Source organism: Streptomyces sp. NRRL S-495 (genome assembly GCF_000966955.1).
Lineage (GTDB): Bacteria > Actinomycetota > Actinomycetes > Streptomycetales > Streptomycetaceae > Kitasatospora > Kitasatospora purpeofusca.
The window spans coordinates 1-9966 of the sequence record NZ_JZWY01000594.1 but is presented as its reverse complement, the minus strand read 5'-3'; the positions used below and the strand labels follow the sequence as shown (position 1 = coordinate 9966).

The window sequence follows — 9966 nt, the reverse complement described above, 5'->3', positions numbered from 1 at the left end:
GCGGTCGTCGTAGTCTGACGATCGCTCCGATCGCGGGGCCGCGTGCGGCGGGTCCGGAACACCGTCGCGACCCCGCGCGCACCGCCTTCGCCCGTCCACCGAGAGGAACCCCCATGACGCAGGACCGGTCGGTCGTCGCAGACGCAGCGGCGGACGGGACGGCGGGCGCCGTGCTGCCCGCACCCCGGACCCCCTCCCCCCGGGATGCACCGGCCCTGAACTGGGGGGTGATGGCACCGGGCGGGATCGCGGCCCACTTCACGGAGACCTTGCAGAAGCACACCGGGCAGCAGGTCGTGGCGGTCGGCTCGCGCGACGCCGCGCGAGCCCGCGCGTTCGCCGACCGGTTCGGCATACCCACGGCCCACGGACGGTACGCCGATCTCGTCGAGAACGACGAGGTGGACATCGTCTACGTCGCTTCGCCGCACTCGGCCCACTTCGAGCACGCGATGCAGGCGATCGAGGCGGGCCGGCACGTCCTCGTGGAGAAGGCGTTCACGCGCAACGCCCGCGAGGCCGAGCAGTTGATCGAGGCGGCCCGCGAGCGCGGGGTGTTCCTGATGGAGGCGATGTGGACACGCTTCCTGCCGCACATCGACGTGGTCCGCCAGGTGCTCGGGTCCGGGCTGCTCGGCGAGGTGCACACCGTCACGGCCGACCACGGCCAGCGGATGGATCCCGACCCGGCGCACCGCATGTTCGCCCCCGAGCTGGCGGGCGGAGCCCTTCTCGACCTCGGCGTCTACCCGGTCTCCTTCGCCTCGATGGTGCTCGGGCCGTTCGCCTCGGTCACGGCGGTGGGCACGAAGGCCTTCACCGGTGTCGACGGGCAGACCTCGATCATCGTGACCACCGGGTCCGGTGCGCACGGCGTGCTGAACACGACGCTCTTCGCCCGCACTCCGACCTCGGCCTCGATCTCGGGGACGCGTGCCCGCCTGGAGATCGACGGCCCCTTCTACGGAGCCGCCCGGATCCGGCTCGTCGGCCGGGACAACGAGCTGCTCGACACCTTCGTCCCGGCGCGGCAGGACGGGGGCATGAGCTACCAGGCGGCCGAAGCGGCCCGGTGCGTCGCTGCCGGGCGGCTGGAGTCCGACCTGATGCCGCTCGCCGAGACACTGGACATCATGCGCGTCCTGGACGGCGTCCGCCGCGACCTGGAGGTCGTCTTCCCGGGAGAGTGACCCGCCGGCGTCCGGCTCAGGCCGCCGGGAAGCGGTCGATGTTCCGCTCCACCCAGGTCCGCAGGTGGGCGAGCGGAGCGCAGGCGTCGCGGCCGAGCGCGGTCAGGCTGTACTCGACCCGCAGCGGGACCTCCGCGAAGACCTCGCGGTCCACCAGGCCGTGGTCCTCCAACCGGCGCAGGGTCTGGGTGAGCACCTTGGGGCTGACGCCCTGCAGCCGGGCGCGCAGGGCGCCGAAGCGCTGCGGGCCCTGCTCCAGCGCGCCCAGGGCGAGGGCGCTCCACTTGTTGGCGAGCAGGTCGAGCAGGTCGCGGCACGGACAGGCGGCGGCGTAGACATCCTTCGGCGCATCGCAGTCGGCGGACGCCGCCGGGGCCAGGGGCAGGGTCGCTTTCGTCGTCATATCGCCATAGTACCCAAAAGGAACTAGTAGCCCTTGCGGGTTACCACTACCTGTTGCGTACCGTCGTCGTGACGGCCCTCGGGAGCCGGCGCCGGCCAGGTCTACCGGAGCCGCACCCGCCCGCACCGAGGGCCGGAACCAGGACGACATCCCGCAACGAAGGACGCCGTGACGAGCGAGGCGTGCGGTGGCCTACCGCGCCAGCCTGCCCGTCGAGGACCCGGACAGCCTGCAGGACGTGGAGCTGCCGGTGCCGCAGCCCGGTCCGCGGGACCTGCTGGTCCGGGTGGAGGCGGTGGCGCTGAACCCGGTCGACCACAAGGTGCGCCAGAACGTCGATCCGCAGGGCGACTGGAAGGTGCTCGGCTGGGACGCGGCCGGCACGGTGGTCGCGGTGGGCTCCGCGGTCGAGCTGTTCGAGGTCGGGGACGAGGTCTACTACGCCGGGGCGATCGACCGACCGGGCGCCAACGCCGAGTACCACGCCGTGGACGAGCGGATCGTCGGGCGCAAGCCCTCCTCGCTCTCCTTCGCCGAGGCCGCCGCGCTCCCGCTGACCGCGCTGACCGCCTGGGAGGGGCTGTTCGAACGGCTGGGCCAGGCCGCCGTCGCCCCCGACCGCAGCGGCACCCTGCTGGTGACCGCCGCCGCCGGCGGGGTCGGCGCGATGGTCTCCCAGCTGGCCCGCGCGCTGACCGGGCTGACCGTCGTCGGCACGGCCTCCCGTCCGGAGAGCTCCGAGTTCGCCCGTCGGATGGGCGCCCACCACATCGTCGACCACCGGAAGCCGCTGGCCGGGCAGCTGGCCGAGGTGGCCCCGGACGGGGTGGACCTGGTGTTCAGCACGGTCGGCACCGACCACAACCTCCCGGCGTACGCCGAGGCCCTGAAGCCCTTCGGCGCGATCGTGGCCATCGACGACTTCGGCGCCCTGGACATCGGCGTGCTCAAGTCCAAGAGCATCTCGTTCCACTGGGAGTTCATGTACACCCGCTCGCTGCACCGCACCCCGGACCGGGACGCCCAGCACCGCATCCTGAACCGGGTGGCCCGGCTGGCCGACGACGGCGTGCTCACCAGCACGGCGACCACCGACCTCGGCCCGGTGAACGCCGCCAACCTCCGCGAGGCCCACCGCCGCCAGGAGTCCGGTGCCACCATCGGCAAGACCACCCTGACCGGCTTCGTCCGGTGAGCACCCGGCCTCGGCGGCTCAGCGGGCGAGGGAGACGGCGAAGGGCTTGAAGCCGTCCCGGCGCAGGATGTGGGGCACCACGAGGATCATGGCCTCGGTGGCGCGGGCCGTGGTGATGCCGCCGAGGTCCTCGATCCATCCGGGTTGCCAACCCAGGTCGCCGAGCAGGCCGGTGACGGTCCGCTTGGCGTCCTGGTCGTCGCCCGAGAGGTAGGCGGTCGGTGGGGTGGCCAGGGCTTCGGGGGCGGTCATGACCGTGAACAGCATGGTGTTGAGGGTCTTCACCACGCGGGTGTCGGGGAGGGCGGCCTGGAGCTGCTCGGCAAGGCTGCTGCCGGGGTAGCAGAGGCCGCCGGGCAGACCGTCCTCGGCGTCGTGGGTGGCGTTGGAGACGTCGACCAGGATCTTGCCGGCGAGCTCGGCGCGCAGGCCGGCCAGGCGCTCCAGCGAGGTGTGGCCCGGTGTCGCGTTGATCACCACCTGCGCCGTGCGGGCGGTGGTGCGGTGGTCGGCGAGGGTGATGTGCGGCGAGGCGGCGGGGGCCGGAGTCCCCGCCGGGCTCCGGACGCCGAGGGTGACGCGGTGTCCGGCTGCGGAGAGCTTGCGGGCGAGGTCGGTGCCGACGCGGCCGGCGCCCAGGATGCCGATGGTGGTCACGAGGTGGTGCTCCTTGCGGTATCGGGACGGAGGAGGAACGGGGAGGTCCGGTCAGACGATCGGCGCGAGGACCTGGAGGGCGGCGGTGTGGATGCCGGACGCGGAGGCCAGGAAGTCGCGGCTGCCGGTGTGCCAGGGCTCGCCCGCCAGGTCGGTGACGGTGCCGCCGGCCTCCGAGACCAGCAGGGCGCCGGCCACCAGACCGGAGCGGACGTCGGAGAACTGCCAGAACGCGTCCATGCGTCCGGCGGCGACGTGGATCAGCTGCATCGTGGCGGGGACGGAGACCCGCACGACGAGGCCGTTGACCAGCATGGCGGTGACCGAGTCGCCGATCCGCCGGAAGGTGTGCCCGTCCTCGCCGGGCCGGGCCTGGCCGGTGCCGATGAGCGCGGCGCCCAGGTCGGTCTTGGCGGACACCTTCAGGGGCCGGCCGTTGAGGTGGGCGCCCGCACCGGCCACGGCGGTGTAGGTGTCGCCGGTCAGCGGCAGGTGGACAACGGTGAGCACCGGCCGGTTGTCGCGGACCAGGGTGGCGGTCACGGACCAGTCGTCCATGCCGTGCACGTGGTTGATGTTGCCCTCGGCCGGGTCGACGACCCACCACTCCCCCGGCGGGAGCGCACCGCCGGCCAGCTCGTCCTCGGCCCACTGCGAGCCGGGCCGGGCCCGCAGCAGCGGCTCCCGCAGCACGTCCAGCACCGCCTCGTCGTTGGCGTGGATCTCGGCGACCACCTCGTCCAGGCTCACGCCCCGGGCGTGCGGGGTGTGGCGCTCGCGCAGCGTGATGCCGGCGGTCCTCACCGCGGCGAACACCTCGGACAGCAGCGCCCGGTCGGCGGCGGAAGGCGCGGAAGGCACAGAAGGCGCGGAAGGCATGGCGGTGCTCATGGAAGGCTCCCTGGATTCGATGGGTGCGGGTGGTCTCTCGCTCGCCCGCACTTCGAAGGTAGGACCCCCGGTCATTAACAACAAGTGCATGCTGTGCACTTGTAGAGTGACTGCCATGCAACTGGACCTGAACCTCCTCACCGCCCTGGACGCCCTGCTGGAGGAGGGCAGCGTCGCCGGCGCCGCGGCCCGGCTGCACGTCACCGCACCGGCGATGAGCCGCTCCCTGGGCCGGATCCGCAAAGCCACCGGCGACCAGATCCTGGTCCGCACCGGCCGCAGCATGGTGCCCACCACCCGCGCACTCGCCATGCGCGCCCAGGTCCACACCCTCGTGCAGCAGGCCCAGCAGCTGCTGTCGGCCCAGCAGGAGCTCGAACTGGCCTCGCTGGAGCGGGTGTTCACCGTGCGCTGGCACGACAGCCTGACCGCCGCCTGCGGCAGCGCCCTTATCACGGCCGCCCGCCGCCAGGCGCCCGGCGTCCGGCTGCGCCTGCCCGCCGAACCCGGCACGGACGACGCCGAGCTGCGCCGGGGCGAGGTCGACCTCGCGTCCGGCTCCGGCGTTCCGACCCTCCCCGACCTCCGCCACCACCTGGTCGGCAGCGACAGGCTGACCGTCGCCGTCCGCCCGGGCCACCCCCTCACCGAAGGACCGCTGGGCATCGAGCGCTATGCCGCCGCCGAGCACCTCACGGTCTCGCGGCGCGGGAGTCTGCGCGACCCGATCGACGACGCCCTGGCCCACCACGGCCTCGAACGACACGTCGTCACCGCCGGGCCCACCGCCGCCTTCGCCCTGCAACTCGCCCTCGACAGCGACCTGGTGGCCACCGTCCCCGACGCGGTCACCCGTACGGCCCGGGAACGCCTCGGCCTGGTCACCCTGCCGCTGCCGCTCCCGCTGCCCGAGGTCCCGCTGTACCTGCTGTGGCACCAGCGCTACGACGACGACCGCGCCCACACCTGGCTGCGCAAGCTGGCCACCGACACCGTCCGGGCACTGTTCGCGGCGCCGACCGCCCCCTGACCACCCATCGGCGACCACGGCGGTCGATCAGCCCACGCTCTCCGGAACAGAGACCTGGGGGCGGTGCGGGCGAGGAGGTCGGTGCGCGGTGGCCTCGTCGACGGCCTCGGTCAGCAGTCGGGCCCCTCGCGCTCCCGGCCCCGCCCTCAGCCGGGTCGGCCGGCCGCCACCAACGGGCAGCCGGTACCGACACGTGCGGCGAGTTCGGCGCGCAGGGCGGCGAGTTCGGCCATGCGCGCGTCGACGACCCGGATCTTCTCCTCGAACAGCGCGGTCAGCGCCAGCGCGGTGTCCGTTGCCCCGCGCAGTTCCTCGCCGTTGAGCGCGATCTCCGCCAAGGAGAATCCAAGGGTCTGCGCGGTGCGGACGTAGTGCAGCCAGGCCACCGCCTCGGCCGGGAAGTCGCGGTAGCCGTTGGCCGTGCGCCGGGACGCGAGGAGGCCGACCTTCTCGTAGAACCGGATCGTGTCCCTGGTCAGCCCCGTCTCCGCGGCCAGCTCTCCGATGCGCATGCCCCAGTGCCCCCTTCGGACGGTGGACTTGACCTTGGACCGTACTCCACTGTTTAGCGTGGGGCTCCATCGACCCCGATCCCGACCCCGATTCCGATCCCGATCCAGCCGGAGCCCCCCTCATGAGCCGTCCCCGCACCTCCGCACGTCCCTCCTATCTCCACGTCGTACGCGCGAGCGCCTGGTACGACCTCGCCGTCACCGCGGGATTCGCGACACCGTGGACCTACACGCTGGTCCACAACGCGCTCTCCGCACTGGGCGACAGCCTCGGATGGGGCGTCCTGCCCGAACTCGACACGTGGCAGACCCTGACCGCCAACCTGATGGGTTCGGTCGTGATCGTCTGGGCCGCCCTGCGCATCGTGCGGCCGCTGCGGCTGCACGGACTGCTCGACGGCATCGCGCGCGTCCTGTTCTCGTCGTGGATGGCGTACGCGCTGGCCCACGGCGCCCCGCGGATCCTGTGGCTCTTCCTCGTCGTCGAGGTGGCGTGGGGCATCGTCCAGCTGGTGCCGTGGCGGCCGAACGGACAGGCCGACCCGGCTCGGCGGCCGACCGAAGCACTCAGCCCGACCTCGGCGTAACCACTCAGCCCGACCTCGGCGTAACCACGCCGGCTCTCCGGCCGGGGCGGCGGACGGTCAGCGGTGGTTGACGATGACGGAGATGCCCCAGCCGATCGACGCGAGCACCACGGCGAGGAGCAGTCCGGCCAGGGCGTAGCCCACCGGCCCGGTGGTGGGGCGGTCGGCGGCCGGTTCACCGGACGGGACGGGCGGGACGGGCGGGTTGAGCAGGCGCAGGGCGAGGGCGAACAGCGCGGGCAGGCCGGCGCCGGTGAGCATCCCCACCACGGCGATCCTCCACAGCGCGTCCAGGTTGATCCAGGAGTTCACGAGCCCACCTCGTCCTTGGCCTTGACGGGCTCCGGGACCACCGAGCCGGTCCACGCGGCGTTGACGTTCTCCGGCGTCACGGCCGGGTAGCGGGAGGCGACGAAGAAGCCGATCGACGCCACCACCAGCACCACGAACACCACCACCACGCCGGCCGTCCCGCCGATCCCGTTCGCGGTCCAGTAGGCCGCCGCGCCGACCAGCGCGGCGGCCGGCAGGGTGAACAACCAGGCCGTCACCATCCGGCGGGCGAGCTGCCAGCGCACCTCGGCGCCCTTCCACCCGACCCCCGAGCCCAGGATCGATCCGGTGGCCACGTGCGTGGTGGAGAGCGAGTAGCCGAAGTCGGTGGAGCAGAGGATCACGGCGGCCGAGGCCGACTCGGCGGCCATCCCCTGGGCCGGTGCGATCTCCACCAGGCCCTTGCCCAGGGCGCGGATCACCCGCCAGCCGCCGGCGTAGGTGCCCAGGGCGATCGCCAGCGCGCAGGAGAGGATCACCCAGTCCGGGGCCTTCGCCCCGGGCGACAGGGTGCCGTTGGCGATCAGGGCCAGGGTGATGACGCCCATGGTCTTCTGCGCGTCGTTGGTGCCGTGGGCCAGCGACACCATGGAGGCCGAGCCGATCTGGCCCAGCCGGAACCCGTGCTCGCGCGGGCGATCGGACACGTCCCGGGNTGATGCGGCGGACCAGCAGGGTGCCGACCACGGCCACCCCGCCGGCGACGAACGGCGACAGCGCGGCCGGCACGATCACCTTGGAGACCAGGCCCTGCCACTTGACGGCCGAGAAGCCGGCCGCCGCCACCGTCGCCCCGATCACCCCGCCGATCAGCGCGTGCGAGGAGCTGGAGGGGATCCCTAGGTACCAGGTGGCCAGGTTCCACAGGATGCTGCCGGTCAGACCGGCGCAGACCACGGTCAGGGTCACCGCCCCGCCGGCCACCAGGCCGTTGGCGATGGTCGCCGCCACGGCGGTCGACAGGAACGCGCCGAGCAGGTTCAGCACCGCCGAGACCGCGACCGCGACCCGCGGCCGTAGGGCCCCGGTGACGATCGAGGTCGCCATCGCGTTGCCGGTGTCGTGGAAGCCGTTGGTGAAGTCGAAGCCCAGCGCGGTGATCACCATCAACGCCAGGACCGCGTCGTTTCCGGTCACGCACCCGAACCTAGCCCGCACGCCGCGCCGGGCGGGCCCGCGACGGCCCGGCGCGGCGGACAGCGGGGGTCCGCCATCCGATCGGCCCAACACCGCGGGCCGGATCCGGGCCGCCGGTCCTCAGGAATCGCGGATGTCCCCCAGACGGCGGGCCTCGGCGCCCGGCCTCGGTCCGTTCGCCGTGGCCGGCCGCGCGGGCCCCGGTCCCGCAGCGGGCCGAGCACCGCTCCCGGTGGGCGGGAGAACGATCCGCTGCCGGATCCGCCGCAGTGGTGCCGGCGCCCACCAGGCCCGGTGTCCCAGCAGTTTCATCGTCGCCGGAACGAGCACCGCCCGGACCAAGGTCGCGTCCACCACGACGGCGATCACCAGACCGACGCCGATCATCTGCATGAAGGCAATGGACGAGACCAGGAAGCCGCAGACCACGACCACCATCAGGAGAGCGGCACTGGAAATGATCCTCCCGGTCCGTTGCAGGCCGAGCGCGACGGACTCGCCCGGATCGCCGGTGCGGTCGTAGCTCTCCTTGATCCGGGAGAGCAGGAACACCTCGTAGTCCATCGCCAGGCCGAAGGCGATCGCCACGATCAGCACCGGGAAGTCGGCGTCGATCGCGCCGATCGGGGTGAAGCCCAACAGGTCGTGCAGATCCTCGCCGCCCTCCGGGCCACCCTCCGCCCGACCCGCTGAGCCGTCAGGGCGCGATCGGCAGCTGCCGCTTGTGCTCGGTGAGCCGGTACCGGCGGACGATCGCGGCGAACGCGTCCTCCGCCACCGGCTTGCCCTCCAGGAAGTCGTCGATGTCGTCGTAGGTCACGCCGAGCGCATCCTCGTCCGGCAGCCCCGGCTTCAGCGTCTCCAGGTCGGCGGTCGGCGTCTTCCAGATCAGCGCGGCCGGCGCGCCCAGCGCCTCCGACACGGCGCGCACCCGGCGCTTGGTCAGCCCGGTCAGCGGCACCACGTCCGCCGCGCCGTCGCCGAACTTGGTGAAGAAGCCCGACACCGCCTCCGCCGCGTGGTCGGTGCCCACCACCAGGCCGTCGTACGCGCCGGCCACCGCGTACTGCGCGACCATCCGCTGCCGGGCCTTGATGTTGCCCTGCACGAAGTCCTCGTGGTGCGCGTCCCGGAACTGCGTCCCGCCCGCCCGCACCGCGGCCAGCGCCGCGTCGCTCGCCGCCTTCACGTCGACCGTGAGCACCTGGTCCGCGCGGATGAACTCCAGCGCGAGCTGGGCGTCCGCCTCGTCCGCCTGCATGCCGTACGGCAGGCGCATCGCGTAGAACGTCGCCTCGTGCCCGGCGGCCCGCACCCGCTCCACCGCCAGCTGGCACAGCCGGCCGGCCGTCGTCGAGTCCACGCCACCGCTGATCCCCAGTACCAGCGACCGCAGCCCGGTCGAGGTCAGCCGCTCCGCCAGGAACGCCACCCGCCGCTCGATCTCCACCTCCGCGTCGAACTCCGACTCCACCTGGAGTTCCCGCGCGATCTCCCGCTGCACAGCCGCCACGTCGCTCACGACCTGCTCCTCACTAGACCCACCGGCCCCCATTCACCGGACCGGCCCCCAACTCTAGAGGAGCCCCCGGACCGCCCACGGCCGCCCCCGACGCTCACTCCACCCGGGCTGCCACCAGTGCCGCGCACCGCGCGGTCGGGTGCGTGCCGGTGTCGACCGTCAGGTCGTAGCTGATGCCGTGGTGGACGGCGACCGCCTGGGCGACCGCCATGCCCACCGCGCGGTCGCCGCGGGCGGCTTCGCGGGCGGCGGCGGTCTCCGGGGCGCAGTGGACGCCGACCCAGAGCACGTCCAGGCCGTCCAGGGCGTCGCGCCAGCGCTGCTGCGAGGCCGGGCCGCCGAGGAAGACGTCGTCGACGACGACGCGGGCACCGGCTCGGGCCATGGCGGCGATGCCGTGGGCCCAGGCAGTGTCGAGCAACCGGAAATCGTCACCGACGGTGACGGTGTCGGTGTCGACGGCGATACCGTCGGCACCGTCGCGCAGCCGGGCGGGCAGGGCGTCGACG

13 protein-coding genes and 1 pseudogene are annotated in these 9966 nt (G+C 73.1%); 4 read left to right on the top strand and 10 right to left on the bottom strand.

Annotated features, from left to right (window positions below; all coding sequences use genetic code 11):
* Positions 1 to 113: 113 nt before the first annotated feature.
* Complete coding sequence (locus VR45_RS28315) at positions 114 to 1190, top strand: Gfo/Idh/MocA family oxidoreductase (protein WP_078896903.1); 1077 nt, start codon at positions 114 to 116, stop codon at positions 1188 to 1190.
* Between the two features lie 16 nt (positions 1191 to 1206).
* On the opposite strand, the gene VR45_RS28310 is transcribed toward VR45_RS28315, so the two are convergent.
* The gene (locus VR45_RS28310) at positions 1207 to 1593 is read right to left on the bottom strand and encodes a helix-turn-helix domain-containing protein (protein ID WP_078896902.1); all 387 of its coding nucleotides are present in this window, start codon (positions 1591 to 1593) and stop codon (positions 1207 to 1209) included.
* A gap of 187 nt (positions 1594 to 1780) precedes the next feature.
* Between VR45_RS28310 and VR45_RS28305 the strand changes: the two genes are divergently transcribed.
* Positions 1781 to 2788 (top strand): zinc-binding alcohol dehydrogenase family protein, encoded by a 1008-nt coding sequence (locus tag VR45_RS28305; protein ID WP_045942693.1) that lies wholly within the window; start codon positions 1781 to 1783, stop codon positions 2786 to 2788.
* An 18-nt stretch (positions 2789 to 2806) separates the two neighbouring features.
* On the opposite strand, the gene VR45_RS28300 is transcribed toward VR45_RS28305, so the two are convergent.
* Both VR45_RS28300 and VR45_RS28295 read right to left on the bottom strand, forming a co-directional pair.
* Positions 2807 to 3445, bottom strand: coding sequence for an NAD(P)-binding domain-containing protein (locus tag VR45_RS28300; RefSeq protein ID WP_045942692.1), 639 nt, complete (start codon positions 3443 to 3445; stop codon positions 2807 to 2809).
* 51 nt (positions 3446 to 3496) lie between these two features.
* Entirely contained in the window at positions 3497 to 4324 is an 828-nt protein-coding gene (locus VR45_RS28295; protein ID WP_199926014.1) for an inositol monophosphatase family protein, read from the bottom strand.
* 127 nt (positions 4325 to 4451) lie between these two features.
* On the opposite strand from VR45_RS28295, the gene VR45_RS28290 reads away from it, so the two are divergent.
* A complete protein-coding gene (locus VR45_RS28290; RefSeq protein WP_045942690.1) occupies positions 4452 to 5366 on the top strand; it encodes a LysR family transcriptional regulator in 915 nt (304 codons plus the stop codon).
* A 146-nt stretch (positions 5367 to 5512) separates the two neighbouring features.
* On the opposite strand, the gene VR45_RS28285 is transcribed toward VR45_RS28290, so the two are convergent.
* A complete protein-coding gene (locus VR45_RS28285; RefSeq protein ID WP_045942689.1) occupies positions 5513 to 5878 on the bottom strand; it encodes a MerR family transcriptional regulator in 366 nt (121 codons plus the stop codon).
* 122 nt (positions 5879 to 6000) lie between these two features.
* On the opposite strand from VR45_RS28285, the gene VR45_RS28280 reads away from it, so the two are divergent.
* On the top strand, positions 6001 to 6465 hold the full coding sequence (locus VR45_RS28280) for a hypothetical protein (protein WP_045942688.1): 465 nt from the start codon (positions 6001 to 6003) through the stop codon (positions 6463 to 6465).
* Positions 6466 to 6522: 57 nt separating this feature from the next.
* On the opposite strand, the gene VR45_RS28275 is transcribed toward VR45_RS28280, so the two are convergent.
* From VR45_RS28275 to VR45_RS28255, 6 genes and pseudogenes are all read right to left on the bottom strand, one after another.
* On the bottom strand, positions 6523 to 6777 hold the full coding sequence (locus VR45_RS28275) for a hypothetical protein (RefSeq protein WP_045942687.1): 255 nt from the start codon (positions 6775 to 6777) through the stop codon (positions 6523 to 6525).
* The gene (locus VR45_RS49100; RefSeq protein ID WP_234326253.1) at positions 6774 to 7445 is read right to left on the bottom strand and encodes an inorganic phosphate transporter; all 672 of its coding nucleotides are present in this window, start codon (positions 7443 to 7445) and stop codon (positions 6774 to 6776) included. The genes VR45_RS28275 and VR45_RS49100 overlap by 4 nt, the downstream gene beginning before the upstream one ends.
* A gap of 70 nt (positions 7446 to 7515) precedes the next feature.
* Positions 7516 to 7845 (bottom strand): annotated as a pseudogene (locus VR45_RS49095) (inorganic phosphate transporter); the annotation flags it as partial.
* Positions 7846 to 8055: 210 nt separating this feature from the next.
* Positions 8056 to 8574, bottom strand: coding sequence for an MMPL family transporter (locus tag VR45_RS28265; RefSeq protein ID WP_045942686.1), 519 nt, complete (start codon positions 8572 to 8574; stop codon positions 8056 to 8058).
* Positions 8575 to 8632: 58 nt separating this feature from the next.
* Positions 8633 to 9457 carry an ammonia-dependent NAD(+) synthetase gene (nadE, locus tag VR45_RS28260; RefSeq protein ID WP_045942685.1) on the bottom strand — a complete coding sequence of 275 codons (825 nt, stop codon included), beginning with the start codon at positions 9455 to 9457 and terminating at the stop codon, positions 8633 to 8635.
* 94 nt (positions 9458 to 9551) lie between these two features.
* A partial coding sequence (locus VR45_RS28255; protein WP_045942684.1) for a hypothetical protein occupies positions 9552 to 9966 on the bottom strand: 415 nt, incomplete at its 5' end.

Coding starts and splice junctions, on each gene's coding strand:
- VR45_RS28315 (WP_078896903.1), top strand. CDS start 114: ATGACGCAGGACCGGTCGGTCGTCGCAGACGCAGCGGCGGACGGGACG.
- VR45_RS28310 (WP_078896902.1), bottom strand. CDS start 1,593: ATGACGACGAAAGCGACCCTGCCCCTGGCCCCGGCGGCGTCCGCCGAC.
- VR45_RS28295 (WP_199926014.1), bottom strand. CDS start 4,324: ATGCCTTCCGCGCCTTCTGTGCCTTCCGCGCCTTCCGCCGCCGACCGG.
- VR45_RS28290 (WP_045942690.1), top strand. CDS start 4,452: ATGCAACTGGACCTGAACCTCCTCACCGCCCTGGACGCCCTGCTGGAG.
- VR45_RS28285 (WP_045942689.1), bottom strand. CDS start 5,878: ATGCGCATCGGAGAGCTGGCCGCGGAGACGGGGCTGACCAGGGACACG.
- VR45_RS28280 (WP_045942688.1), top strand. CDS start 6,001: ATGAGCCGTCCCCGCACCTCCGCACGTCCCTCCTATCTCCACGTCGTA.